The sequence below is a fragment of the Pseudomonas sp. Ag1 genome, assembly GCF_000278565.1.
In the GTDB taxonomy this organism is placed as follows: Bacteria; Pseudomonadota; Gammaproteobacteria; order Pseudomonadales; family Pseudomonadaceae; genus Aquipseudomonas.
In genome coordinates this window covers 127964-153362 of the sequence record NZ_AKVH01000102.1, presented here as the reverse complement: position 1 = coordinate 153362, position 25399 = coordinate 127964, and the positions used below count along the sequence as shown (strand labels likewise).

At 62.7% G+C, this 25399-nt stretch carries 23 protein-coding genes; 14 read left to right on the top strand and 9 right to left on the bottom strand.

Features of this window, described 5'->3' with window-relative positions; genetic code table 11:
• Window positions 1-10 precede the first annotated feature (10 nt).
• The 6 genes from A462_RS13405 to A462_RS13430 form a co-directional block, all read right to left on the bottom strand.
• A complete protein-coding gene (locus tag A462_RS13405; protein WP_008436054.1) occupies window positions 11-1621 on the bottom strand; it encodes a 5-guanidino-2-oxopentanoate decarboxylase in 1611 nt (536 codons plus the stop codon).
• 11 nt (window positions 1622-1632) lie between these two features.
• Window positions 1633-3732 (bottom strand): acetate--CoA ligase family protein, encoded by a 2100-nt coding sequence (locus A462_RS13410; RefSeq protein WP_008436053.1) that lies wholly within the window; start codon window positions 3730-3732, stop codon window positions 1633-1635.
• Between the two features lie 18 nt (window positions 3733-3750).
• A complete protein-coding gene (locus A462_RS13415) occupies window positions 3751-4911 on the bottom strand; it encodes an acyl-CoA dehydrogenase family protein (protein ID WP_008436052.1) in 1161 nt (386 codons plus the stop codon).
• A 41-nt stretch (window positions 4912-4952) separates the two neighbouring features.
• Window positions 4953-5744 (bottom strand): enoyl-CoA hydratase/isomerase family protein, encoded by a 792-nt coding sequence (locus A462_RS13420; RefSeq protein WP_032899470.1) that lies wholly within the window; start codon window positions 5742-5744, stop codon window positions 4953-4955.
• 154 nt (window positions 5745-5898) lie between these two features.
• On the bottom strand, window positions 5899-6537 hold the full coding sequence (locus A462_RS13425) for a TetR family transcriptional regulator C-terminal domain-containing protein (RefSeq protein ID WP_003208961.1): 639 nt from the start codon (window positions 6535-6537) through the stop codon (window positions 5899-5901).
• Between the two features lie 41 nt (window positions 6538-6578).
• The gene (locus A462_RS13430) at window positions 6579-7337 is read right to left on the bottom strand and encodes a class II aldolase/adducin family protein (RefSeq protein ID WP_008436047.1); all 759 of its coding nucleotides are present in this window, start codon (window positions 7335-7337) and stop codon (window positions 6579-6581) included.
• A 131-nt stretch (window positions 7338-7468) separates the two neighbouring features.
• Here A462_RS13430 and A462_RS13435 point away from each other — a divergent pair, with 131 nt between their 5' ends.
• The 7 genes from A462_RS13435 (at window position 7469) to A462_RS13465 (ending at window position 15598) form a co-directional block, all read left to right on the top strand.
• Entirely contained in the window at window positions 7469-9424 is a 1956-nt protein-coding gene (locus tag A462_RS13435) for an oxidoreductase (protein WP_008436044.1), read from the top strand.
• Window positions 9412-9990: a helix-turn-helix domain-containing protein gene (locus tag A462_RS13440; protein ID WP_238544244.1), complete on the top strand. Its 579-nt coding sequence runs from the start codon at window positions 9412-9414 to the stop codon at window positions 9988-9990. The genes A462_RS13435 and A462_RS13440 overlap by 13 nt, the downstream gene beginning before the upstream one ends.
• Window positions 9991-10112: 122 nt before the next feature.
• Window positions 10113-10301 (top strand): hypothetical protein, encoded by a 189-nt coding sequence (locus tag A462_RS13445; protein WP_003208968.1) that lies wholly within the window; start codon window positions 10113-10115, stop codon window positions 10299-10301.
• A gap of 3 nt (window positions 10302-10304) precedes the next feature.
• A complete protein-coding gene (locus tag A462_RS13450; protein WP_008436039.1) occupies window positions 10305-11132 on the top strand; it encodes a hypothetical protein in 828 nt (275 codons plus the stop codon).
• A 181-nt stretch (window positions 11133-11313) separates the two neighbouring features.
• Window positions 11314-12702 (top strand): amidase, encoded by a 1389-nt coding sequence (locus tag A462_RS13455; RefSeq protein WP_008436038.1) that lies wholly within the window; start codon window positions 11314-11316, stop codon window positions 12700-12702.
• 95 nt (window positions 12703-12797) lie between these two features.
• On the top strand, window positions 12798-14150 hold the full coding sequence (locus A462_RS13460; RefSeq protein ID WP_008436037.1) for a citrate-proton symporter: 1353 nt from the start codon (window positions 12798-12800) through the stop codon (window positions 14148-14150).
• Window positions 14151-14251: 101 nt separating this feature from the next.
• Entirely contained in the window at window positions 14252-15598 is a 1347-nt protein-coding gene (locus tag A462_RS13465; protein WP_008436036.1) for an OprD family outer membrane porin, read from the top strand.
• 9 nt (window positions 15599-15607) lie between these two features.
• On the opposite strand, the gene A462_RS13470 is transcribed toward A462_RS13465, so the two are convergent.
• The gene (locus tag A462_RS13470) at window positions 15608-16510 is read right to left on the bottom strand and encodes a LysR family transcriptional regulator (RefSeq protein ID WP_003208975.1); all 903 of its coding nucleotides are present in this window, start codon (window positions 16508-16510) and stop codon (window positions 15608-15610) included.
• A gap of 447 nt (window positions 16511-16957) precedes the next feature.
• Between A462_RS13470 and A462_RS13475 the strand changes: the two genes are divergently transcribed.
• Window positions 16958-18049, top strand: coding sequence for a thiamine pyrophosphate-dependent enzyme (locus A462_RS13475; RefSeq protein ID WP_008436035.1), 1092 nt, complete (start codon window positions 16958-16960; stop codon window positions 18047-18049).
• On the opposite strand, the gene A462_RS13480 is transcribed toward A462_RS13475, so the two are convergent.
• Window positions 18040-18906, bottom strand: a complete 867-nt coding sequence (locus A462_RS13480; protein ID WP_032899479.1) for a helix-turn-helix transcriptional regulator — start codon at window positions 18904-18906, stop codon at window positions 18040-18042. The genes A462_RS13475 and A462_RS13480 overlap by 10 nt on opposite strands.
• 439 nt (window positions 18907-19345) lie before the next feature.
• Between A462_RS13480 and A462_RS34900 the strand changes: the two genes are divergently transcribed.
• The 6 genes from A462_RS34900 to A462_RS13500 all read left to right on the top strand — a co-directional run bounded on the left by A462_RS34900 (window position 19346) and on the right by A462_RS13500 (window position 25141).
• A complete protein-coding gene (locus tag A462_RS34900; protein ID WP_238544243.1) occupies window positions 19346-19630 on the top strand; it encodes a hypothetical protein in 285 nt (94 codons plus the stop codon).
• Window positions 19627-20517 carry a Gfo/Idh/MocA family protein gene (locus A462_RS0132525; RefSeq protein ID WP_008436032.1) on the top strand — a complete coding sequence of 297 codons (891 nt, stop codon included), beginning with the start codon at window positions 19627-19629 and terminating at the stop codon, window positions 20515-20517. The genes A462_RS34900 and A462_RS0132525 overlap by 4 nt, the downstream gene beginning before the upstream one ends.
• A gap of 64 nt (window positions 20518-20581) precedes the next feature.
• Window positions 20582-21613, top strand: a complete 1032-nt coding sequence (locus tag A462_RS13485; RefSeq protein WP_008436031.1) for a glycoside hydrolase family 3 N-terminal domain-containing protein — start codon at window positions 20582-20584, stop codon at window positions 21611-21613.
• Complete coding sequence (locus A462_RS13490) at window positions 21600-22640, top strand: glycoside hydrolase family 3 N-terminal domain-containing protein (protein ID WP_008436030.1); 1041 nt, start codon at window positions 21600-21602, stop codon at window positions 22638-22640. Before A462_RS13485 ends, A462_RS13490 begins: the two co-directional genes overlap by 14 nt.
• On the top strand, window positions 22624-23505 hold the full coding sequence (locus tag A462_RS13495) for a sugar phosphate isomerase/epimerase family protein (RefSeq protein ID WP_008436029.1): 882 nt from the start codon (window positions 22624-22626) through the stop codon (window positions 23503-23505). The genes A462_RS13490 and A462_RS13495 overlap by 17 nt, the downstream gene beginning before the upstream one ends.
• Before the next feature lie 49 nt (window positions 23506-23554).
• On the top strand, window positions 23555-25141 hold the full coding sequence (locus A462_RS13500) for a GMC family oxidoreductase (RefSeq protein ID WP_008436028.1): 1587 nt from the start codon (window positions 23555-23557) through the stop codon (window positions 25139-25141).
• A 41-nt stretch (window positions 25142-25182) separates the two neighbouring features.
• Here the strand turns inward: A462_RS13500 and A462_RS0132520 are convergent, their stop codons facing one another.
• Window positions 25183-25362, bottom strand: a complete 180-nt coding sequence (locus A462_RS0132520; RefSeq protein WP_032899468.1) for a hypothetical protein — start codon at window positions 25360-25362, stop codon at window positions 25183-25185.
• Window positions 25363-25399: the final 37 nt, after the last annotated feature.

The following is a 25399-nucleotide window of genomic DNA, read 5'->3' as shown; positions in this document are numbered from 1 at the left end:
TGTTGCTCCTCTAAAGGTTCACACAGGCATGCTTCAACTCGATCAAGGTCACGCCGTTGCGCTTGAAACCGTTACGCAAATCCGTCTGCAGCTCATCCAGGTTCTGTGGCTCGCTGACCGTGCAGCCGAACGCCCGCGCCAGGGCGGCGAAGTCCGGGTTGCGCGGCAGTACGCCGATGGGTTCGATGTCCAGGTTCAGCATGTCGTCGCGAATCTGCCCCAGGGCGTCGTTGTTCCAGAGCAACACCACCAGCGGGCTGTCCAGTTCTTCCACGGCCGTGGCCAGTTCCTGGGCGGTGTAGAGAAAGCCGCCGTCGCCCACCAGCACCAGGCCGGGCCGTTGCGGTGCACCGAACTTGGCGCCGATACCGGCCGGCAGGCCATAGCCCAGGGTGCCGTAGCCGGTGGGATGCAGCCAACTACGGGTGGCGTTGCTGGGAAAGGCGTAGTTGCCGGTGTAGGCCAGTTGGGTCATGTCGCTGCTGATGAAGGCATTGGCCGGCAGCTCGGCGGCCACGCGGTCGAGAATCGCCTGGTGAATCCGTTGCAACGGACCATGGCCGCTGCTGACTGCCTGGCGTAACGTCGCGACCGCAGCGGTGGCGGCATCCGCGTTGCGCGGCGTGGCTGGCAAGCGTTCCAGCAAAGCCAGCGTCGTTTGCTGGGCATCACCGTGCAACGCGACGGCGCAAGGATAGAAATCGTTGAACTTGCGCGGGTCGATATCCACCCGCAGCAGCTCGCCATTAATCGGCAGGCGTTCACGCCAGAAGTCGGTATCGGCCATTTCGGTGCCGATGGCCAACACCACATCCGCCTCGGCGATGAGCTGCCAGCCGGGCTCGACACACAGGGTCGAACCGGCATTCAGCGGATGCTCCACCGGCAACAATCCCTTGCCGGCGACACTGCTGAAAAACGGCGCCGCCAACTGCGTACTCAAGCGCTGCAAGGCATCGGCCGCCAACAGCGCACCGCCACCGGCAATGATCATCGGGCGCTTGGCCGCGGCCAGTTTTGCCACTGCCTGATCAAGGCTTTCAGCCGATGGCAAACCGCGTCCGGGACGGCGCACCACCTCATTGCTCCAGTCCCGTTTGATCGGCGCCGACAGTACATCCAGCGGCACCGAAATATGCACCGGGCGCGGTCGCTCACTGTCGAACACCGCGTAGGCCCGCGCGATCAACTCCGGCAAATCCTCGGCACTCAACGCCACCGCTGAAAACGCAGTGATGGGCGCGGTCATCGCCCGCTGGTCCTGGGTTTCATGCAGGCAGCCCCAGCCTTTGCCGAGGCTGGCGGTGTGGTTGACGCTGGAAATCACCAGCAGCGGAATCGAGTCGGCATACGCCTGGCCGATCGCCGTCGCGGCGTTGGTCACCCCCGGCCCGGTGATGATGAAACACACCCCCGGCTTACCGCTGACCCGCGCATAACCGTCGGCCATAAAGCCGGCGCCCTGCTCGTGGCGGGTCAGCACATGCCGAATACCGCTGCCCGGCAAGCCTCGATACAGCTCCAGCGTGTGCACGCCGGGAATCCCGAACACCGTGTCGACACCATAGTTGGCCAGCAATCGCACCAGGGCCTGGCCGCCCGTCAAGGTTTTGCTTTGCATCGTCATCTCCTTCACGCCTGGGCGAGACGGATCAATGCATCGACCGCCGTGGCGCCCCGGGCATTGACCAGCAATGGGTTTACATCGAGTTCCAGCAATTGCCCGGCGTTGGCGCAGGCGTAGTCGGCCACCGCACGAATCGCCGCCACCAGAGCTTCCATGTCGGCCACTTCGCGTCCGCGAAAGCCTTGCAGCAATGCGGCGCTGCGCAGGCTGAGCAAGGCGTTGCGGATTGCGTCGTCGGTGGTCGGCAACAGCAGGCTGCGGCTGTCCTTGAGCAACTCCACAAGGATTCCACCAGCGCCGATCACCAGCGCAAGGCCGAAGTCGTTTTCGCGCTTGATGCCCACAATCAGCTCGGCCAGCGGCGGCGTAGCCATGGACTCCAGCAGCAGCTGATCGAACGGCACATCCGGCGCATAAGCGGCGATTTGCTCGCGCATATGAGCCAGGGCAGCAGTCAAGGCGAAGCCGTCCTGCAGGTTGAGCGCCACGGCGCCAGCTTCGGTTTTATGCGGCAAGTCGGCACTGACGGCCTTGAGTACCAGCGGGTAACCCAGCACTTTGGCATCGGCTATGGCCCGCTCGGGAGTGCTCAAGACACCGGCTGGCGTGGTCAGGCCGAAAGCCCGTAAAGCCTGCTTGGAATCCCACTCATCAAGCGACTGTCCGTGTTGTTCAAGCGCTTGCGGGCACAGCGGCACCAGTATCGACTCACCCCGCGCCAACAACGCCCGGCGATTGTTTTGATAGTCAGCAATCCGGCCCCAGGCCGCCAGCGCATCTTCCACGCCTTGCAACGCGGCAACGCCCTGGGCATGCAGACGCTCGCGAGCGTGGGCCGGGAGCAATTCGGGAAATGCAGAGGTGACAAAGCCAGTCTTGCCGTGGCGAGTCAGCGCACTGCAAAACAGCTCCAGCAGCAGGTCGCACTCCTTGCGCTCACCGGTAAATTCCGCCGGGTAGTCGAGCACCAGCATTGCCGCATCCGCTTCGGTGCGCAGTGCCGTGTCGAGCATCGTATTAAGCGCGTCGCTGTTGCCCCAGATGGCCGTGGTGAAATCCAGCGGGTTGACCAGATTGGCGTAGCTGGGCAGCACCTGCGCCAACTCTTCACGCTGGCCTTCGTCGAGCTTCGGCAGGCTCAAATCGTTGCGCTCGGCGTAGTCGGCAATCAACCCGGCATCACCACCGGAACAGGCCAGGGCGATCAGGCTGTTGCCCGCCGGCAGATTACCGCAGGCCGCCGCTTTCAGGGTCTCGACAAAACTCACCGGCCCGCTGACCCGGATCACACCCAGGCGCGCGAACAGACTGTCGTACAGCGCATCGGAACCCGACAACGAACTGGTATGACTCAAAGCCAACTCGGCGCCGATCTGTGACACCCCGGTTTTCAGGGCGATGATCGGAATGCCTTTTTCCAGGGCCTTGTGGGCCGCACTGGCGAACCCCGGCACATTCTTCAAGCCTTCCAGGTGCAAGCCAATCGCTGTAACGCGCGGCTCGTCGAGCAGCACGTCCATCAACTCGGCAACCCCCAACTGCGCCTGGTTGCCCACCGACGCCATATAGGCCACCGGCAGCGAACGGTCGCTCATGGACAGGTTGTAGGCAAAGTTGCCGCTCTGGGTCAGCACCGCAACGCCCTTCTCGACCGGCTTGCCGCCATGGGCCACCGGCCACAACGCCGAGCTGTGCAGGTAATCCAGCAGGCCATAGCAATTGGGGCCCAGCAGTGCCATCTCGCCAGCGGCCTTGAGCAGTTGTTGCTGCAAGGCTTGGCCCTCGGCGCCGGTTTCGGCAAACCCGGAGGCGTAGCAGATGGCGCCACCGGTGCCAATGGCCGCCAGTTCGGCGACACAGGTCAGGGTCAGCTCGCGATTGGTAGCGATAAACACCGCATCCGGACCGCACGGCAAATCGGCCACGCGACGCACGCAGGGAACGCCATCGAGGCTGTCATGTTGCGGGTTGACCAGCCACATCTGGCCGGCAAAACCACCGTCGGCGCAGCGCTTGAGGGCACGGGCCATGCTGCGCCCACCGACAAACGCCAGGTGACGGGGCGCCAGCAGGCGCTTGAGATTGTCGCGAATAGCCTGGGACATAAGCGTTCTCCGACCCGATCAACGCAACAGTGGCCGCAACAGTTCGCGGGCAATAATGTGGCGCTGGATTTCCGAAGTGCCTTCCCAGATCCGCTCGATCCGCGCGTTGCGCCAGATGCGCTCCACCGGGCCTTCGTCCATCAAACCCATGCCGCCATAGATTTGCACTGCTTCATCGGCAACCTTGCCCAGTACTTCGCTGGCAAACAACTTGGCCATGCCGGCCTCGCCGTCGGTCATGGTGCCCTGGTCCATTTTCCAGGCGGTGTTCAGGGTCAGCAGTTCGGCCGCACGGATTTGCGTGGCCATGTCGGCGAGCTTGAACGAGATGCCTTGGTAGGTGCCGATGGGCTGGCCGAACTGCTTGCGGTCGGCCGCCCATTGCAGGGAAACGTCCAGCGCACGCTGGGCCTGGCCGACGCAGTTGGCAGCCACCATCACCCGGCCTGCGGTCAGCCAGGCATTGGCGACTTCCCAACCTTTGCCAACTTCGCCGAGGACTTTGGAGGCTGGTACGCGGCAGTCGTCGAAGAACATTTCATAAGTGTGGTAGCCGCGGTTGCTGACGCACTTGGGGCCCCGGCGAATGGTCATGCCCGGCGTGCCACGGTCCACCAGGAACGAGGTCACGGCATTGCGTTGGCGACCGTTGTGTTCGTAGGTGTCGGTAACGGCAAACACGATGGCGAAATCCGCGTGGCCGGCGTGGCTGATGAAGTGCTTGCTGCCGTTGAGCACAAAGTCATCACCGCTGCGCACGGCGCGGGTCTTGATCGCATTGGCGTCGGAACCGGCACCCGGTTCGGTCAGGGCAAAGCAGTCGATCTTCTTGCCCTGCACGCACGGCAACAGGTACTCGCCAATCTGCGCGCCGGTGCAGGCCATGAGGATTTTCGACGGCCGGGCGACAAACACATGCAGCGCCCAGGAGACTTTCGACAACTCACGCTCGATCAACGCCTGTGACAGGTAATCCAGGCCGCCACCGCCGACGTCTTCCGGCATGTTGAAGGCATAGAAACCGGCAGCGATGGCCTTGTCACGAATCTGCGCGGCAAGCTCCGGCGAAACTTCATCGGCGCGGTCCACCGCCTCCTCGTGGGGCAACAACTCCTTGGCAACAAAACTGCGTACCGCGTCCACCAACATGTCTTGTTCTTGGCTGGGCTGGAAATTCATGGCGCTACCTGTCGATCGTTCGAGGGTGTTTTGAAGGGGAATCAGTTGCCGGAGAAGTTCGGTGGGCGCTTTTCCATCGAGGCGCGCAGGGCTTCAGCACCGTCGGCGCTGCGTCCACACAGCAGGCCGGCGGCGAGTTCCGCCTGGAGCTGCTCGGGCAGGCTGCGCCCGGCGCCTTCGCGGATGAGGGTTTTGGTCTGGGCAAACGCAAAGGTCGGGCCGTTGGCCAGGCGCGTGGCCAGCTCGGCGACGTGGGTATGCAGTTGCTCGTCGGCAACGACTTCGCCCACCAGCCCGGCGGCCAGGGCGCGGTCGGCGCTCCACAATTCATCGAGGAACAGCAGGCGCTTGGCTTGCTCGCTGCCGATCAGGCGCGGCAGATGCCAGCTGGCGCCGGCGTCCGGCGAGTAGGCCATGCTGGTGTAGCCGGCCTTGAAGCGTGCCGATTGCGCGGCGACGCGCAGGTCGCAGCACAGGGTGAGGTCCATGCCGGCACCGACCGCCGTACCATTGATGGCGGCGAGGGTAGGTTTGTCGAGGGTGTGCAGGCGGGTCATCAGGCCGTGGGCGGTTTCGGTCCAGCCGTAGGTTTCGAGGGCGCCACGGGCTTCGGCATCGGCCCATTCGGCAAGGTCGGCACCGGCGCAGAAGCTGCGACCGCTGCCGGTCAGTACCACCACGCGCACAGCCGGGTCGCGGTTGAAACCGTCCAGCAAGGCATGCAGGTGCTTGAGGGTCGGGATGTCCAGGGCGTTGCGCTGGGGGCCGCGATTGAGGGTGATCCAGGCAACACCTGCCTGCACCTGAGTGAGCACGGACGGATCTGTAGTCATGGAATCCTCGAATTATTTTAATTGGCTTGAGGGGTGCGACATGGGGCGATACTAAACGAGTGTTCAGTAAGGAGGCAATCGGGTAACTGCAAATATTTTTCGAGGGGAAAATGCCGGCCCGGACATTGCGTCCAGGCGGCGCGGAATCGTCAGTTCAGGGTTTGATCTGGAAGCGCTTGCGCCCGCCCGACTGCAAGCCATCGACCCAGGCTTCGCAGATCTGGATGCCCTGCTCCGGGGTGAAGGTGCCGGGATTGAGCCCCGATTCCAGCCACAAGCCGTCGAGCAAGGCGCTCAAGGCGATGGCCGCCAAATCGGCATCGAACTGCTTCCAGCCCTCCTCCCCGGCCATGTCCACCAAGGCCGAACGCATGATGGTGCGGTACTCGCCATAGGAGTGTTCGTGGGCCTGGTTGATCGCCGGGGCCGTCTTGACCGCCCCCCAGAACACCAGCCAGGCATCCAGCAGTTGCGGGTCGAGCAATTCGGGGGAGAACGAGCCGCGGAAGAACGCCGACAGCCGCTCCCGCGGACTGGGCGGCGCCTTGGCCATCGCATCCCGCAGCAGGTCCATCACCTGCCGGGTGATTGACCGATAGGCCTCGGCCACCAGCTCATCCTTGCCCGAATAGTGGTGACTGATCAGCCCCACCGACACCCCGGCCTCGGCGCTGATCTTGCGGATCGACGCGCCCTGGAAGCCGTCGCGCTTGAGGCAGGCCAACGTCGCCTGCACCAGATTGGCCTTGCGCAACTCCGGTTCCATGCGGGAGAAACGGGATTCCTGGGTCATGAGGCGGTGTCCTTGGGTTGAGTCGGCTGGACGACTCTACCTCACTCCCGGAACCCCGGCGACACCCGATCCAGTAACCGCAGCAACGCCGCCCATGCCAGTTGCATGGCGTCCGGGTCTGCCAGTTCGCCCTCTTCCAGTGGCCGGCCTGGCTCGTTGAACTGCCGCTCGGTGTATTCACACACGTGCGCAGGCGGCAGGATCAGCTTGCCGCACGCCTGGGCGGCGATCTGGATATCGCAGGCCTTCTCCAGGTAATACATGCGCAGGAACGCCTGACTGACCGTCTCCCCTACCGTCAACAAACCATGGTTGCGCAGCATCAACACCGGCTTGTCGCCGAGGTCGTGCACCAGTCGCTGTTGCTCGTCCATGTCCAGCGCCACGCCTTCGTAGTCGTGGTAGGCGACCTTGCCGTAGAACTCCATGGAAATCTGGTTCACCGGCAACAGCCCGCATTCCAGGGCCGCCACCGCACAGCCGGCGCGGGTGTGGGTGTGCAGCACGCACTGCGCATCTTCGCGGGCGCCGTGAATCGCGCTGTGAATCACAAACCCCGCCGGGTTGACGCCATGGGCCGAAGCCTCGACCGCACGTCCGTCCAGGCCGATCTTCACCAGGCTGGAGGCGGTGATCTCCTCGAACATCAGCCCATAGGGGTTGATCAAAAAGTGATGCTCGGGCCCCGGGATACGCACCGAGATATGGGTGAAAATCAAATCGCTCATGCGAAAGTGCGCGATCAGCCGGTAGCAGGCGGCAAGCTCTTCGCGCAGCTGTTGTTCGGTGGCCCCAGGCATTTTTATTCTCCAGGCGGGTGGGTGATGTGGCTGACGCTAATCCAGTCGCCAGTAAAAAAACAAGTTGATTTTTTACTGAGGCTGACCTCCTATAGAAAAATAATAACAACAGCGCCTGGAGTATCCGCACCATGTCGCCCCATGCCTTTCCGCATCTTTTTGAACCGCTGGTACTGCGCGGCAAACGCCTGAAAAATCGCATCATGTCCAGCGGGCACGACACCTCGATGCCCACCGACAACCAGGTCAACGAGCAGTTGATCGCCTACCACCGGGCACGCGCCGAAGGCGGCGTGGGGCTGATTGTGTTGCAGGTGGCCGGGGTGCACGACAGCGCCCGCTACACCTCCCATGTGCTGATGGCCACCGATGACAGCTGCATCGACGGCTATCGCCGACTGGCCGAAACCTGCCACGCCCATGGCACCGTGGTGCTGTCGCAGATTTTCCATCCGGGGCGGGAAATCATGGAGTCGGCCGACGGTTTGCTGGCGGTGGCTTACTCGGCTTCCGGGGTGCCCAACGAACGCTTCCGGGTGATGCCGCGCGCCCTTGACCAGACAATGATCGACGAGATCGTCGCCGGCTACGGCGCTGCGGCAAGGCGCCTGTATCAGGCCGGGATTGACGGTGTGGAAGTGGTCGCCAGCCATGGTTACCTGCCTGCGCAATTTCTCAACCCGCGGGTGAATCGCCGCACCGACGGCTACAACGGCGAGCTGGAACAACGCCTGCGTTTCCTGCGGGAAATCATCGCCACGGTGCGTGCCGAAACCGACGAGCACTTCATCATCGGGCTGCGCATTTCTGCCGATGAACGCGACCCCGAAGGCCTGACCGAAGAGGATTCCCTGGCCGCCGTGCAACAGCTGCAATCACACCTGGATTACGTGCACATCGTCGCCGGCACCTCGGCCTCCCTCGGCGGCGCGATCCATATCGTGCCGCCCATGGCCATTGCCCCGGCGTACCTGGCGGCAGAAGCGGCGACGTTCAAGACGCACCTGTCGATTCCGCTGTTCGTTACCGGGCGCATCAACCAGCCCCAGGAGGCCGAACTGATGCTGCAACGCGGCCAGGCCGATGTGTGCGGCATGACCCGCGCGCTGATCTGCGACCCGCGCATGCCGGCCAAGACCTCAAGCGGCCATGCCGAGGATGTACGGGCGTGCATCGCCTGCAATCAGGCGTGCATCGGCCACTTCCACAAAGGCCTGCCGATCTCCTGCATCCAGCATCCCGAGACCGGCCGCGAATTGCAGTTTGGCCAACTGCAACCGGCACTGCGACGCCAGCGGATCATGGTCGCCGGTGGCGGCCCGGCAGGGATGAAAGCGGCAGCGGTGGCGGCGCAGCGCGGACATGAGGTGACCTTGTATGAAGCCAGTGCCCAATTGGGCGGCCAGGTGCTTCTGGCGCAGTTACTGCCCCGACGCAGCGAGTTCGGCGGCGCCAGTACCAACCTGCAGCGCGAGATGGAACTGGCCGGGGTCCGCGTGGTGCGCAACACCCGCGTCGACCGCCCATTGGTGGAACGCGAACAACCTGACCGGGTGATCATCGCCACCGGCGCCGAGCCCTACTGGCCGGCCTTCGAACGCGGCGGCGAGCTACAGGTGGTGGATGCCTGGCAAGTGCTGCGCGATGAGGTGCAACTGGGCCGTTCGGTGGTCGTGGTGGACTGGCGTTGCGACTGGATCGGCCCGGGCATTGCCGAGCGCCTCACCCGTGCCGGCCATCAGGTGCAACTGGCGGTGAACGGCACCCATTGCGGGGAAAACCTGCCGTTGTACGTGCGTGACCAACTGGCCGGCGAACTGCATCGGCTGGGCATTCCGATCATCCCTTACGCCCGTTTGTACGGCTGCGACGACACTACCGTCTACCTGCAACACACCGCCAGCGGCGAGCCGATGCTGCTGGAAAATATCGACACCCTGGTGTTGTGCCAGGGCCACCAGCCGGTGGACACTCTGGGCGCAGAACTGGAAGGCCTGGTGGCGTTCACGCGGATCGGCGATTGCCTGGCGCCGCGTACCGCCGAAGAGGCGATTTATGAAGGATTGAAAGTAGCGTGGGACATTTGAACGACCAACCGCCACAGCTGTTTCTCGGCACCCGCATCCGCGGCTTGCGCAAGGCCCGGGGCATGACGCTTACCGAATTGGCGCAGATGAGCGAATTGACGGCCGGCTATATCAGCCAACTGGAACGCAACCTCGCCTACCCGTCGATCCCGGCCCTGTTCAACATCGCCCGCAGCCTGGGGGTGACGATCCAGTGGTTTTTTGCCAGCGAGACCACGCCGGCAGCGGAGGATGAAGGTTTTGTGGTGCGCAGGAACAATCGCCAGAGCATTCACTATGAGGACGGGATCGTCGACCAGTTGCTGACGCCCCTGCCCAATCATCAATTGGAGATGCTGCACTCGCGCTTTCCACCGGGCACCTATAGCCAGCAGAGCTATAGCCATGAGGGTGAAGAGGCGGGTTATGTGTTGAGCGGAACGTTTGAGTTATGGGTGGGCGAGCGGCATTTTCAGCTGGTTGAAGGCGACAGTTTCAGCTTCCCCAGCAGTGAGCCCCATCGCTATGGCAACCCCGGAAAGGTGGATGCGGTGGTGATCTGGGTGATTACGCCGCCGACGTTTTAGACCGTTGGGGCAACTAAGGACGTTTCCTACGATACGCGGGGAGTTCTGGATGGGGGCCATCAGTAGTCGGTAAAAACGGCTCTTGCTATAAAACCGACTACTTTTTTATGAGGGTGCCGGTCATGTTTGAGTCGTTTGCGTGGTTCAAGAAACCCACTGAGGAAGATCTGGAAAATATCAGGGCTATCAAGCGGTACAAAACCATGAGGATAGTGGGTGAGTGGGGTATTTCTGTCGACCCGGCGGAAATCGCCAACTCACCCGAGTTCAAGGAACACAAGCGCAAGATACGTGAACTGATATTCAAATAACCCATGGGGCTACTACTGATACTGCCGTTACTGGTGAGTGGCTATTTGGTGTGTTTGAAACACCCCGGCCATTACTGCCGCCTCCACCGCCTTGAGGGCCAGTTACTCTATCTACAGGTCGCAAGATTAGGCTGGACCTGCCTCGTACTGTCGTTCGTACTGACCACTTTGATTCTTTGCCTGTCCAAACAGCCGCTGCAACTGGCTGGCCAGACAATCCCCATTGATTACAGTGCTTATCTGGGCAAGCTGCTGATAGAGCTGGATATTGCCACCGAGAGAAATCATGGCCTCTGGGTATTTTTGCTCCAGGTCGGCCTGACAGCCATGATCATTCCCTACTGCTGGGCGCGATTATTTGTGCGTTGGCGTCGACGAAGACTGCAACTTGCTTCAGAGGAGGAACTGAACCAGCAATTGATGCTCGAGCTTCTAACGGGGCGCCCCCTCAGGACCCTGCTCAGGGAATCCATTGCGCGCGGCTCTCAATGCATGTTCACGCTCAACGATCGGAATGTTTATGTGGGCGTTGTTTCATCCATCTGCGAGCCGAATGAGTCCGAAGGTATAGATCACGCCTTCAGTCTGATTCCGACCTGCAGCGGCTATCGCGACAAGGACACCTTGGAAATCATCCTCGATACTGAATACCCGGATGCGTCAGACGCTATTTCCATCATGCTGCTCCAGGAAGCGGTGGTATCAGCCACCCGCTTTGACCCTGCGACGTGGATGTCTTTCCAATCCCGCATACGGGCAAAACCCCAGCCTATCCGGAGCTATCGTCGTGAGTCGGCACGCAGGAAAAAGACGCCAGGTGCCTGCGCCTGAGGTCCTCCCGCCAAACAGTAAACCTTCCAGCCATTCCCACATCTACCCGCCGGTTTCAGTGCACACAAAAACGCAACACTGAACTGCACCGATTGTGATGGCCGCTTCACACCGGGGTTTATATAGTCGTTCCTACTGCAACCCGCCATGAGCCAGCCGGCCCATCACAAGGAAGCGTTCGATGACTGACCTGCATACCCTTACGGCCGCCGAACTGCTGGCGCAATTTGCCAGCCGGCAACTCGCGCCCATCGACTACTACGACCAACTCCTGGCCCACATCGACCGCTGGGAGCCGCAGATCAACGCGCTCTATGCCTTCGACCCGCAACAGGTGCGTCAGCAGGCCCAGGCCTCCACCGAGCGCTGGAACAAGGGCCAACCCAACGGCGCCCTTGATGGCGTACCGGTGACTCTCAAGGAATTGATCGCCACCGAAGGCGTGCCCATTCCCCTCGGCAGCGCGGCTACCCGCCTGACCCCGGCCCTCAGGGACGCACCGCCCGCAGCCCGCATGCGTGAAGCGGGCGCGATAATCCTGGCCAAGACCACCAACCCGGACTTCGGCATGCTGTCTTCCGGCCTGTCGAGCTTCCACGGCATCACCCGCAACCCGTGGAACACCGCCAACAACACCGGCGGTTCCAGCTCCGGTGCCGCCGCAGCGGCCGCCGCCGGTTACGGCCCGCTGCACGTGGGCACCGACATCGGTGGCTCGGTGCGCCTGCCCGCCGCCTGGTGCGGCCTGGTGGGATTCAAGCCGACCCTGGGCCGCATCCCCATCGACCCGTACTACACCGGCCGCGCCGCCGGGCCCATGACCCGCACCGTCGACGACTGCGTGCTGTTGATGCAACACCTGGCCCGCCCCGATGCCCGCGATGCCACCAGCCTTCCGCCGCTCACCACCCAGTGGAGTAACCAGCCGCTGTCAGTCAGGGGCCTGCGCGTCGGCCTGATGCTTGAACCCGGCGCAGGCATGCAGCCTGAGGGCTTCGTGTGTGAAGCCGTGGAGCAAGCCGCGCGGCTGTTCGAAGCCCACGGCGCCAAGGTCACGCTGATCCCGCCAATCATGGACCGCGCACAACTCGATGGCCTCGACCATTTCTGGCGCGCCCGCCAGTGGGGCGATTTGTCGGCCCTGAGCAGCGAGCAGTTCGACAAGGTCTTGCCGTACATCCGCGACTGGGCCGCGCCGGGCGCCGAGATCAGCGGCGTACAAGCCGTAAAGGGTTTCAACCAGACCTTTGAAATGCGCCGCCGCGCCGCGCAGGTGTTCACCGAACTCGACCTGGTGCTGTCCCCCACTAACCAGGTCAATGCCTTCCCGGCCGAGTGGCCATCACCGAGCAACAACCCGCAACTGCCGTTCGAACACATCGTGTTCACGGTGCCGTGGAACATGGGCGAGCAACCGGCGTTGTCGATCAACTGCGGTTTCGCCGCCGATGGCATGCCCATCGGCCTGCAGATGATCGCCCCGCGTTTTGCCGATCAATGGCTGCTGCAAATCGCTAAAACCTACGAGAGCTGGCGTGGCGCAATCCACCACTGGCCGAATCCTTCCTGACTTTTGACGCTGTAAGAACTGCCCACCCACACGCCAGCTCCGGGCCCTCTTGGCCTGGAGCTCGGACGACCTATAACTAAAATCGAGGGGCTGGTATGCACACTGAGCAATTGACACGATCCGATCCTGATCACGCACCCGAAACACCGTCCCCGGACGCCGGCAAAAAGAGCATCTTCGCCGTGGTCCTGGGCAACGCCGTGGAGTTTTTCGACTTTGGTGTGTACGCAACCTTTGCGGTGATGATCGGCCACACGTTCTTCCCGTCCGACAGCGCTTTCGTCAGCCTGATGCTGTCGGTCACGGCGTTCGGTATCGGCTTTATCGTCCGGCCCCTGGGCGCAGTACTGATCGGCGCCTACGCCGACCGCGTCGGGCGCAAACCGGCGATGCTGTTGACCCTGGTAATGATGGCCGTGGGCACCGGCAGCATCGCGATATTGCCCGGTTACGAGACCATCGGTATCGCGGCGCCGATCCTGCTGGTACTCACCCGCATGATCCAGGGCCTGGCCTGGGGCGGTGAAGCCGGCCCCGCCACCACCTACATCCTCGAAGCGGCGCCACCCCACAAACGCGGGACCTACGCCTGCTGGCAAGTAGTCGCCCAGGGCGTCGCAGCCATGGTGGCCGGGCTGGTAGGGTTCACCCTGACCAAGGTCATGTCCCCGGAAGACCTCAACAGCTGGGGCTGGCGCGTGCCGTTCGTGTTCGGCCTGCTGGTGTTGCCGATCGGCATCTACATCCGCCGCAACCTCGCCGAAACCTTCCACGGCCACGGCGAGCAAACCAGCACCGGCGACCTGGTACGGGAAGTCTGCGGCAAGCACCGGCGCGCACTGGTGCTGGGGTTGCTGATCCTTTCCGGCAGCACCATCACCCAGTACTTCCTCAACTACATGACCACCTTCGCCCTCACCGAACTGAAGCTTCCCACCAGCATTTCGATGCTCTCGACCCTGGTGGCCGGCGCCGCGATGGCCGTGTGCGCGGTGGCTGGCGGCATGCTCTGCGACCGCTTCGGGCGCCGTACGATCCTGATGACACCGCGGGTGGTGTTGCTGTTGATTTTATTCCCGGCCCTGCAACTGATGACCGAGCACCCAAGCCCGGCGACCTTCCTGTTGACCCTGGCGGTACTCTCGGGCCTGCACGGCATGAGTGGCGCGGCGCTGATCGTGTTGCTGGTGGAAAGCTTCCCGAAATCCGTGCGCTCCACCGGTTTCTCCATCGTCTACGCCTTCGGTGTGGCAGCGTTCGGCGGCACCGCGCAGATCATCATCACCTGGTTGATCGGCACCACCGGCGACCCGATGTCGCCGGTCTGGTACCTGCTGATCGCCAACCTGGTGTGCCTCACCGCCGCCTGGTTCGCCAAGGAAACCCGTCCGCCGCTGCCCGGCAGCCCGGCCCGCGAAACCCGGCTCACAGAAGCTTCGGTTCGCTGAATACCTTTTCCCACTGTCCCGCGTCTTTTCGCCACCGACCGGCAGCACCTGAAGGCCTGCCGGGACGGTCGCCTTACGTCTGATTTGTATGGGGATTTACCATGTATCCACGTCTTTTGCTGGCCGTCACCCTGGCGTCCAGCACCCAGGCTTTCGCCCAGGAAAACGCCCAGGCCAGCGCACCGGGCTTTCTCGAAGGCAGCACCCTGGACCTGAACCTGCGTCACTACTATTCCAACCAGCACACCAAACGCACCACCCACTTGAGCATCAAGAAAGCCGGCGGCGTCGAGCCCACGCGTGTACGGGAAACCTGGGTGCAGACCAGCATGCTCAAGTACAGCTCCGGCTACACCCAGGGCCTGATTGGCGTGGGCGTGGATGCGGGGATCTTCAGCGCGGTCAACCTGGAGCGCGGGCACGGCAAGGTGGCCAATGGCGGCGACCGGGTGCTGGTGGACGGCGACGGCGATGCGATTCCCACCTGGAGCCGCCTGGGGGTGGGCGACGTGCGTTTTCGCCTGTCGAGCACCGAGATCAAGGCGGGTCGGCTGATGACCGACAATCCGATCCTGCGTTACAAGGACAACCGCGCCCTGCCCTCCAGCTTCCAGGGCGTGGGCTTGTTCAGCAACGAATTCGACTGGCTGTCGGTGCAGGGCGGCAGCTTCGAGCGGGCGATTCCACGCACCGGCACCGGCGCCGAAAAGCTCACCACCACCTTCGGCAACCGCGCCTACAGCGGCGCACGCATCAGCTACCTGGGAGCCACGGTAAAACCGGGTTACGGGCTGGAAGCCAGCGTCTACGCGTCGCGTTTCGAAGACATGTGGGACCAGACCTACGTCGGCCTGACCCACCGCATCGGTGACAAAAGCGACATCGCCTTGAAGACCGCCTTCAACTACTACCACACCAGCGACTCGGGCGACAAAAACCTCGGCTACATCGACAATAACGCCGCCAGCCTGGCCTTCACCGCCACGCACCTGGCCCACAGCCTGACCCTGGCCTGGCAGCAGGTATTCGGCAACGAATACTTCGACTACGTGTGGGAGTCCACCGGCAACTACATGGCCAACTCGCTGTACTCGGACTACAACGGCCCCAACGAAAAGTCCTGGCAGTTGCGCTACGACCTGGACTTCGCCGCCTACGGTGTGCCCGGCCTCACCGCCAGCCTGTGGCACGCCAAGGGTTGGGACATCGACGGCACCCATTACGATGGCGACCGCAACGGTCACAACACCGGCTACAACGTGCGCAGCCTGGATGGCGCCAAGCACAACGAAAACGGCTTGATGCTGGCCTATGTGATTCAGTCCGGAACACTCAAGAACACCGTACTGCGCACCATCGTCTACAACCATCGCGCCAGCGGCGGGCAGATTGACGGCAGCTACGATGAGTTCCGCCTCGTCGCCAATGTGCCGATCAACATCTTCTGAGGCTCAGGCTCAGTTCAGCGAACAACGCTGCATCGCCCCCGCCAGCATTTCCTGGCACTTGAGCACCGCCACCGAGCGGGGGCGGTTGCGGTACACGCAGAGGTCGATGCGGATGCGGCCGAGGTCTTCATCGGCGATCGGCACGGCGACCAGGCCGTCGCCCAGGTCCCGCACGTCTGCCTCGACCTGGGGCAAAATCAGCACCGCTGCCCGTTGCCGGGCCAGGCTCTTCTGCACTTCCAGGGAGCTGGTGGTGAACACCGGTTCGAGGGTGACGCCGCGTTTTTTTGCCGCCACTTCCAGGGCCTGGCGCACGCCGTAGGCCGAGTCGGGAATCGCCAGGGGCTGGCCTTGCAGTTCGCTCAATTCGATGCTGTCGCGCTGGGCGAAGGGGTGTTCGGCGCTGACCAGCACCCGGTGCCATAACTGGCAGTGGGCGGTGACTTCGACGTCGGCGCGCTCTTGCAGGTAGAACGCCAGGCCCAGGTCCGCCTCGCCGCTGCACAGGGCGTCGAGGGTGGCCGAGGCGCTGGCGATCACGATGTTGAAGGTGACCTTGGGGTGGGCGCGGTAGAAGGTGGCGAGCACCGGGGCGAGCACGGTGGAAACGATACTTTCTGACACATGGATGCTGATGTTACCGGCCACCTGGCTTTGGCGGCTGGCGATGACTTCGCGTACCTGGTCGAGGCCGCGCAGGGTTGAGGTGACTTGTTCGGCCAGGCATTCGCCCTCGGCGGTGAGGCGGATGCCGCGGGGGCCGCGCTCAATCAGGGCGGCGCCGAAGAAGTGTTCCAGGTGTTCGATCTGGCGGCTGACGGCGGTGGGGGTGACGTAAAGACGTTCGGCGGCCTTACGCAGGGAGGCGCAGCGGGCGACCTCGTGGAAATATCGCAAGGCGCGTAGTTGCATGGGGGGTGCTCCTTTTTTGGGGGGGTGGATTGGGGAGGACGCAATTACTGCGCCATGCGGGTGTACATATCCGTTTCTTCGGTCACGGCGTCCTGCCGGTTTACTCGCTCTGCACTACCCGCGTTCGCTCAGATCAAGATCAAAAGCAAATCTGCTTTTCTGTGGGAGCTGGCTTGCCTGCGATGCAGACAACTCGGTGCATCAGGTACACCCAGTTGATGCYATCGCAGGCAAGCCAGCTCCCACATTTGACCGTGCCCGCTTTAGCTTTTGATTTGGCTTCTAACACTCAAGCCGGCCTGTAGGCCGCTGTGCTGTAGTGAGCCCCAATATCTGCGTCAATCTGCGTCTCTTTTACCCAAGGTGCGAAATTGAGTCCACCCCGCACCAGGCGAATACTCCAAGCCTGATCCCGGCCCAGACGCCGCGCATTCGCTGGAGTATCGAGTGAAATTCACAGGTGGCCAAATCATCGCCAAGGCACTCAAGGCCAACAGTGTCGACTACGTAGCCGGGCCCCCGGGCGACGGCGCCCGGGCCCTGGTGGAAGCGCTGCTGACCCCGGGCACCGACATCCCCTTTATCCACGTCATCCAGGCCCACAGCGCCGTGCACCTCGCCGACGGCTACTACCGTGCGTGCGGTCGCCCCATGGCCGTCGTACTCACGGGCCCCCTGGGCATCCCCTCAGCCCTGGGAGCCCTCGCCACCGCGCACCAGGACGCCTGCGCGCTGCTGGTCATCAGTAACGCCCAGCCCGAAACGATAGCCGCCAACGTCATGAAAGATCACGCGACGGTTTCGACACTACAACAGCTACCCCAAGCCCTGCGCCAAGCCTTCGACACCATGCTGAGCGCCCATCCCGGCCCCGTCAGCCTGTCCATTGACGACGCCCTCCAAGGCGCCTCCACCAACGCCAGCCTGCCACCCGCCACCCTGCGTGCAGAACCCCAACCCACCCCGCGTAAAATCAGCGTACTGCGCGAAGGCCGCGCCTCATCCTCCGTGCTGGAAAACGACGCGATCCTCGTCTTCGGTAGCGGCCCCACCCAGCCCATGGCCCGCAAAATGTTCCCGGTGCATTACCCCGGCAGGCACTTGTGCGCCGGCAACCCCGCCACCCTCGGCTGGGCCGTCCCGGCAGCGATCGGCGCCAAGCTCGCCATGCCCGCCCGCCAGGTGGTCTGTGCCGTGGGCAGCCGGGATTTCCTGCAGTCGATGCAAGAGATGGCTGTGTGCGTGATGCACAGCATTCCGGTGGTGTTCCTGGTCTTCAACAGCAGCGGTGACGAAGCCCTGGGCGACGTACAGACGTCGCCCATGGAGCAGCACCGGGCCGGTGAATTCAACCTGCCGGATGGCAAACCCTATGCCCCGGACTTCGCCGGCATCGCCCGAAACTTCGGCCTTGAAGCCTGGCGCGTCGAACACGCGTCACAACTCAACGCGACCCTCGTCAAAGCCCTCAACAGCAAGGGCCCGTCGCTGGTTGAAATGATGACGGCACGCCAGCCCCTGCAGGTCCCTCAGTCCTGACCGCCCCAGACAATGGTGGCGTTGTCGCCGGTCATGTATTCACGTACGTCCAGCGGGATCGACTGGTCGCTGGGCAACAGCACCGTTGCATTGCGCAAGTGATGCTTGCGGATCTTGCCCTTGTCCACCAGTCCCAGCGCCATGCGCGTGGAGAAGGGTTGGCGGAACGAGGACGACGCCACACCCGTCACCAACCCATAGAGAAAACGGATCGGCCGACGATGCTGCGGCGTCAGGATCGAAAACGTCATTTCGTTACGTTGCTTGCCTTCGAAATCCACCATGAACAGGCGATCGCCCAGCAGCAGGCAGAACCCGTGGTAGGTGAATGAATAACCGATCTTGCCGCTGCCATCGCGCAGCGGAAAGCGCTCGACGGTGACGTACTGCACCATCGAGTCGGCGCGGTACAGGCAGGTGACCGAACGCAGGATCCGGCCCTTGTAGATCGATGAATTGTGGTAGCGGTAATACACCCCCAGATAGTCTTCGAGCACGTCAGCCGACTGCTTGGCCAGCGGCAGGAAATGATTGAACTGCTCCGAAGCCCGCAAGCCGGTCGGCAGTTCGTTTTCATAGCCTTCATAGAACTTCTTGAACTCGGCGGGCGGGCGGAAGAGGTCTTCGGCTTCCATCATGAAATAGCGGCCGATCTTTTGCAGAATCTTCTGCGACGGCACGTGCTGGCCCACCAGGTACTTGTTGAACTGCTGGCGGTTCACATCAACTTTGCGGCACATGTCGGCCACCGACCGGCAGGACTCCACCAGCGTGCTCAGGTTCTTTTGCACATTGGCCTGCAAGTCGCTGCGCGCCTGCTGTCGCTCGGGGTGGGAGGTGGCGGCGGCTAATGACAGGGGCAATGAATCCGGGCGGCTGGGCATTATTATCTCGATGTACTTGGCTGGGTTAAGGCGCCAGTTATTAAAGTTATAGCGCAGTTATCGAATAACCTTGGGCATAACCGTAATAACCGTTTAATCGTTTGAAACTTCCGATCATTACCAAAGCATCTTTCATGCCGTTTGTTTAAGTTCAAACATGAAGTTTGAGCATAACTGAATGCGTCAGATTGTAAGCGCTTTTACTGAAGATTCGGCGCCAGTGCGTTGTGGTTTTCACGGGTCAATCGTGACGGTGGCGGTCCGCCCAGTAACACATTCGATAGCGACGGGTAACACCCCGTGCTGCGCAGGAGTGCTTCAGTCCGCGTCAGGTATCGCCAAGGGTGCGAAATGGTGGAAACACCGGTCACCCCTGATACTCGGGCCAATGCTTTTTGCGGAGGATTGGGCGATGGCAAGGTTGACCGGCGACATTCCCGGAAAGAGGCGACTCAAGGTCGGCATGGTCGGCGGCGGGCAGGGCGCTTACTTCGCCAGTTACCACCGCGCAGCGATGCGCCTGTGTAATCGCTTCGATATCGTTGCCGGCGCTTTCTCTGCCGACGCGGATAAATGCCGCGAGGCGGGCGCAGCGCTCACTATTGAACCCGAACGTATCTACTTGTCGTTCGAGGACATGGCGGCCGCCGAGTCTCGCCGCCCCGACCCGACCCGATCGAGGCGGTGGTTATCGTGACGCCCAACCACTTGCACTTCGAACCGTGCCGGTTGTTCCTGGAGGCGGGCATCCCGGTGATCTGCGACAAGCCCCTGGTCAACCACCCTGACGAAGCCCGGGAGCTGGCGAACCTTGCCGAGCGCCACGGGACATTTTTTGCGCTGACCTACACCTACCAGGGCTACCCGATGGTCAGGGACGCCCGCAGTCGCATCCAGGCCGGCGAGCTGGGTGAGCTGCGCTTCCTGTACGTCGAATACCTGCTGGAGTGGCTAGCCCCCGGCGTGTCCGGCTTGAGCAATAGCCTGGCGTGGCGCGGTGACCCGCAAAAGGCCGGCCCCACCGGCGCGCTGGGAGACGTCGGCACCCACGCCTTCAACCTGTTGGAGTTTCTGTCCGGGCAGCGCTGCACCCAGCTCAACGCCAAGTTGACCAGCGTGGTGCCGGGTTGGGGCCTGGACGATACCTGCGTGGTGCAACTGGAATTCGACGGCGGCGTGGATGGATTGTTGTGGGCCAGTTTCGCCGCGCCAGGGCATCGCAATGGCTTGCGCTTCAAGGTCGTCGGCAGCCTGGCTTCGCTCGAATGGTGCCAGGAGTCACCGGAAACCCTGTTGTTCACGCCCACTGACGGTGCAGACCGCATCTATCGGCGAGGCCAGTCCGACAACAGGCCGCAGACGCTGACGTTCACCAGCTTGCCGGCGGGCAATACCGAAGGTTATCTGGAAGCGCTGGCCGTGCTGTACGCCGACTTCGCCGAGGCCCTGGACGCCGGGGCGCAATGGCGCACAGCGACCAGCGTCCCGTTGCCGGATATTCACGAAGGCGTGCGCGGGGTGTTGTTGTCCCAGGCCAGCCTCGAATCCCACCAGCAGCGGGCCTGGGTGCCTTTCCCGCGGTAATTGATTTCATGCGTGGCACCGCTGCGCATCCAACGACTCACCCAAACGCTGTTGAGGAAAAACAATGTCAAGCGAACTGCATCGCGCCGCGTATTCGGTACTGCTTCCCGCATTCGGGGATTTGCACCTGGACGACAATGTGCGCCGTTACCTGAGCCGTGGTGGTGTGTCCCTGTTGCTTGGGGAAACCCGGGATGAATACGTGGGCCGAGGCATGAGCCCGGCGCGCAAGGCGGGCGAGTCCAAAGCCGATTTCATCAGTATCGTCAAGGAAGCCACGGCGCTGGCGGGCTCTGCGGTGCTGATCGCGGTAGACCAGGAACTCGGCGGAATCGAACGCCTGCACCAACTGGTCCCGGCGGTCGCCACCCGGGCGCAGCTCCAGGACCTCGGCGCCGAGGACCTCGAGCAACGTTGCTTCGAGATGGCCGCCGCGGCCCGCGGGCTGGGCGTGAATCTGTTCCTGGCGCCCATCGTGGACGTGGTCACCGGCGTCAATCCATGGCTGCACAACCGGCACCTGGGCGCGGATCCAGTGGAAGTCAGCCGAGTGTCCTGCGCGTTTATCCGCGGGGTGCAGCGCGCGGGTGTGATCGCCACTGCCAAGCACTTCCCCGGGCACTACATCACCGAGCACGATCCGGCCATTGCCGAAGCCACCGTGCCGGGGCCGCTGGAATTGCTGCATGACAATCTTGAAGTGTTCAAGCAGGTCATCGCCACCGGCGTAAAAGCCGTCATGCCTGGCCCGGCGGTGTTTCCTGCGATTGATGCGCAGCAGTCGGCGTCCACCTCGTCGAAGGTCATCGGCGTACTGCGTGACACCCTGGGCTTCGAAGGCCTGATCATTTCCGATGACCTGGACGCGGTGTCGATACTGCGCGGCAACACCATCCCCGACACCGCCGTAGCCTCCCTGGTGGCCGGTGCGCACCTGTTGCTGGTGTCCAGCGAGTCAGGCCTGGACAGCATCGCCGAGGCGATTGTCGCCGCCGTCCACGAAGGCACCCTGGACCGCCAGGTTCTGTTGGACGCCGCTGCCAAGGTTCGTCAACTGGCAATCGCCACCCAGGAAACCAGCCATGAGCGCGAATGACCGCAAGGCCTACGGCGTACTGTTCCCGGTATTGCTGGACGTGCAGATGACGGATGACGTGCGTCGGTTCCTCGGCAATGGCGGGCGCAGCCTGTTGTTTGGCGAGACGGGAGAGGAATACGTCAGCGGAAAAATGAGCGCCAGCCGCCTGCAAACCGAAACCCTGGACATCTGGCAGCGTTTTACCGGCACGGCCACCGAACTGGGTGGGCCGCTGCTGCTGGCAGCCGATGCCGACATCTCCGCCGTGCACCGCTTGCAAGGGGTGACCCCGGCGCTGCCGGAGCCCGATGTGGCCCGGGCGATGGATTGTGCGGCGCTGGAGCAGGCGTGCTTCAAGGTCGCCACCGCCGCGCGGGCGACCGGGGTCAACCTGCTGCTGTCGCCGACGGCGGATGTGGTCGGCGGCCGTAATGTGTGGCTGGCGGGGCGCACGCTGTCGGGCGATGTCCACCAGACGGCGGCGATGGTCGGTGCGTATGTGCGCGGCGTGCGGCGGGCCGGGATGGCCAGCACCCTGAAGCACTTCCCCGGGCACCCGGTGCTTTTTCAGCAGCCGTCGACTGAAACGGCGGTGGTCAGCGAGTCCATGCAGCAACTGCGAGCCTTCTGGCCCGGGTTTCAGGCCGGGATCGACGCTGGCGCCGATGCGGTGATGATGGGCCCGGCGATATTCGCCGCATGCACACCGCCCACCGCAGCCTCGGTGTCGCCTGAATTGATCGGCGTGTTGCGCCAGGAGTTGGGCTTCAAGGGGCTGGTCATGACCATCGACCTCGATCACCGCTCAACCATCGGCCAGATGTCCCTCGGCGAGGTCGCAGTGGCCGCGCTGAATGCCGGGGCCGACTTATTACTGATTTCCGCAAAGGCTATGCCCCACGTGCCGCAGATCGTTCGGGCGATTGTCGCCGCCGTCGCCGAGGGCCTCTTGCCCCAAGCACGGCTGGACGCCGCGGCGTTGGCCGTTGGTGCCTTGGCTGATCGCTACTCAACCGTAGGAGCGCCATATGGCAACCCAAAATAACGTCCTCGCCCTGCATTCCACCGTTGCGAAACACTCGACCCTGGCGATGGATATCGACATCGCCCGGACGCTGGGTTTTGACGCGCTGGAGATCAACAGCGGCAAGCTGGAGGCGTATCTGCAGGCCGGCTATACCGAGTCAGAGCTTCAAGCACTGCTCAACGACGTGCCTGTCACCGGCATCGGCTACCTGCGGGATATCGAACGCCAGGGTGACGAGCGTGACGACCTGTTCAAAGAAGCCCGGCGGCTATTTGAGCTGGCCAATCTGGTGGGCGCCAAAGGCGTGCAAGTCCTCACCGGTCCGATCAATGTACAGGCGGTGATTGATTTTCAGGCGATCGGCAAGAGCCTGCATTACTCAGGCTTGCTGGGCATGGATCAGGCCGAACAATACGCCCGCACGGCAAGCAACCTGGCGGATTTGGCCGATGTGGCCAGGCAATACGGTCTGCTGCTCTACCTCGAAGCCTTGTCCTGGACGCCACTCAACACCCTGGATCACCAACTGCAGCTGATTGAACGCACCGGGCGCAGCAACGTGAAGATGGTGATCGACTATTGGCATTGCTTTACCAGCGGCGTGACCCCTGCGGACGTCGCCCGGCTCGACAAGGACGTGATCTACGGCGTGCATGTCTGCGACTCACTGGCCTTCGAAGGCGGTATCCCGAATGAGGAAGTGCTGCGCGATGTGCCCACCGGCAGCGGCGTGCTCGACCTGGTCGAGTGGACCGCCGCGGTAAAGGCCACCGGTTACGCCGGGTGGTGGAGTTGTGAGTTGTTCTGCAAAAAACAGCAGCAGCAAAACAGCTACGCCGTCGCCCAACAATTGAAGACGCTGTTAACCGGCCTGGTCGGTTGATAACGCGCGTTTCGACACTGGCTGAATACTAAAAAGATCTGAGGTTGTCATGGTGGATTTCATCGTAATCGGGGGCGGCTCCACGGGCTGCACAGTCGCATCGCGCCTGAGTGAGGATGCGGGAGCGTCGGTGGTGCTGTTCGAGGAAGGCCCGCGGGATCGCAGCCCTTACATCCATATTCCCGGCGCCTACTACAAGACCGCCCAGGGCCCGCTGCTCAAGCGTTATGCGTGGGAGCCGACCGAGGACCAGCACCGCAGCGAAACGCCGACCATGGTCCAGGCCAGCGTGCTCGGGGGCGGCAGCTCGGTGAATGCGATGATTTATATCCGTGGCGTGCCTGCCGACTACGACGGTTGGGCCGAACAGGGCGCCGCCGGGTGGTCGTATAAAGACGTGTTGCCGTACTTCAAAAAGGCCGAGGACAACGAGCGGTTCTGCAATGAGGTGCACGGTGTCGGCGGGCCGCTGGGGGTGTCGGACCCGATCAATATCCACCCCTTGACCAAAGTCTGGCTGCGGGCCTGCCAGCAGTTTGGATTGCCCTATAACGAAGACTTCAACTCAGGCCAGCCCGAGGGCTGCGGGCTGTACCAGATCACCGCCAAAAACGGCTTTCGCAGCAGTGCCGCCGTGGCCTACCTGGCGCCGGCCAAGTCGCGCAAGAACCTGACGGTGAAGACCGGCTGCCGGGTGCTGCGTATCCTGATGCAGGGCAACAAGGCCGTCGGCATCGAATACCTGGAGAAGGGCGTGCGCCAGGTGATGCACGCCGACAAGGAAATCATCCTGTCCTGCGGCGCCATCAACTCACCCCGGTTGCTGATGTTGTCGGGGATCGGGCCCGCTGAGCAGCTGGAAAAACACGGGATCAAAGTGGTTCAGGATTTGCCCGGTGTGGGGCAGAACCTGCAGGACCATATCGAAATTTCACTGGTGTATGAGCTGACCGGCCCCCACAGCTATGACAAGTACAAAAAACCCTGGTGGAAGCTTATGGCGGGGTTGCAGTACGCGTTGTTCCGGCAAGGCCCGGCGGCGTCCAACCTGATTGAAGGCGGGGCGTTCTGGTGGGGCGACAAGACGGCGGTGCACCCGGATATCCAGTATTTCATGGTGGTGGGCGCGGGCATCGAGGAGGGCGTGGATTCGGTGCCCGGCGGCAATGGCTGCACGTTGAACCTGGGGCAGATACGGCCAAGGTCCAGGGGCTATGTGGAGCTTTACTCCGCCGACCCGATGTCCCCGCCGCGCATCGTGCCCAACTACTTTTCCGATCCGTACGACATTGAAAGCCTGGTGGACGGTTGCCTGGTGGGCGAACAGATCATGGCCCAGGCGGCCTTCAAACCCTACGTGGCTCGTCGGCATGTACCGGAACCCACCGTGCGCTCGCGCGAAGCGATGAAGCGGTTTTGCCATCAGGAAGCCCACGCCGCACTGCATCCATCCGGCACCTGTCGCATGGGTGTGGATGAGCGGGCGGTGGTGGGGCCGGACCTCAAGGTGCATGGCATCGAAGGGTTGCGGGTGGCCGATGCGTCGATCATGCCGACCCTGATTTCAGGCAATCCCAACTCGGTGTGCATCATGATCGGCGAAAAAGCTGCCGACATGATCCGGACCGCCCGATAGAGTTGCCCGGGCGGTAACACCAGCCTCTTTTTGGGGCAGGCTCAGGCGCCGATCAACCACAGCGCGAAACAGCTGCCGAGGGCCAGCAGCCCAAGGGCGATGCCAAGCTTTGCCTGCAGTTCAAGGGGCATTGCCCTAGGGTCCGGATGTTTGTCCATGGAATCAACGGACTGTACGCGGCCGTTGATCATCTGAGCGGTTGCAAAGAACAAACTGTGCATGGCATGTGCCTCGTGGGTCGTTTCTGCTCAAGTCGAG

Coding starts and splice junctions, on each gene's coding strand:
- A462_RS13405 (WP_008436054.1), bottom strand. CDS start 1,621: ATGCAAAGCAAAACCTTGACGGGCGGCCAGGCCCTGGTGCGATTGCTG.
- A462_RS13410 (WP_008436053.1), bottom strand. CDS start 3,732: ATGTCCCAGGCTATTCGCGACAATCTCAAGCGCCTGCTGGCGCCCCGT.
- A462_RS13415 (WP_008436052.1), bottom strand. CDS start 4,911: ATGAATTTCCAGCCCAGCCAAGAACAAGACATGTTGGTGGACGCGGTA.
- A462_RS13420 (WP_032899470.1), bottom strand. CDS start 5,744: ATGACTACAGATCCGTCCGTGCTCACTCAGGTGCAGGCAGGTGTTGCC.
- A462_RS13425 (WP_003208961.1), bottom strand. CDS start 6,537: ATGACCCAGGAATCCCGTTTCTCCCGCATGGAACCGGAGTTGCGCAAG.
- A462_RS13430 (WP_008436047.1), bottom strand. CDS start 7,337: ATGCCTGGGGCCACCGAACAACAGCTGCGCGAAGAGCTTGCCGCCTGC.
- A462_RS13435 (WP_008436044.1), top strand. CDS start 7,469: ATGTCGCCCCATGCCTTTCCGCATCTTTTTGAACCGCTGGTACTGCGC.
- A462_RS13445 (WP_003208968.1), top strand. CDS start 10,113: ATGTTTGAGTCGTTTGCGTGGTTCAAGAAACCCACTGAGGAAGATCTG.
- A462_RS13450 (WP_008436039.1), top strand. CDS start 10,305: ATGGGGCTACTACTGATACTGCCGTTACTGGTGAGTGGCTATTTGGTG.
- A462_RS13455 (WP_008436038.1), top strand. CDS start 11,314: ATGACTGACCTGCATACCCTTACGGCCGCCGAACTGCTGGCGCAATTT.
- A462_RS13460 (WP_008436037.1), top strand. CDS start 12,798: ATGCACACTGAGCAATTGACACGATCCGATCCTGATCACGCACCCGAA.
- A462_RS13465 (WP_008436036.1), top strand. CDS start 14,252: ATGTATCCACGTCTTTTGCTGGCCGTCACCCTGGCGTCCAGCACCCAG.
- A462_RS13470 (WP_003208975.1), bottom strand. CDS start 16,510: ATGCAACTACGCGCCTTGCGATATTTCCACGAGGTCGCCCGCTGCGCC.
- A462_RS34900 (WP_238544243.1), top strand. CDS start 19,346: ATGGCAAGGTTGACCGGCGACATTCCCGGAAAGAGGCGACTCAAGGTC.
- A462_RS13485 (WP_008436031.1), top strand. CDS start 20,582: ATGTCAAGCGAACTGCATCGCGCCGCGTATTCGGTACTGCTTCCCGCA.
- A462_RS13490 (WP_008436030.1), top strand. CDS start 21,600: ATGAGCGCGAATGACCGCAAGGCCTACGGCGTACTGTTCCCGGTATTG.
- A462_RS13495 (WP_008436029.1), top strand. CDS start 22,624: ATGGCAACCCAAAATAACGTCCTCGCCCTGCATTCCACCGTTGCGAAA.
- A462_RS13500 (WP_008436028.1), top strand. CDS start 23,555: ATGGTGGATTTCATCGTAATCGGGGGCGGCTCCACGGGCTGCACAGTC.
- A462_RS0132520 (WP_032899468.1), bottom strand. CDS start 25,362: ATGCACAGTTTGTTCTTTGCAACCGCTCAGATGATCAACGGCCGCGTA.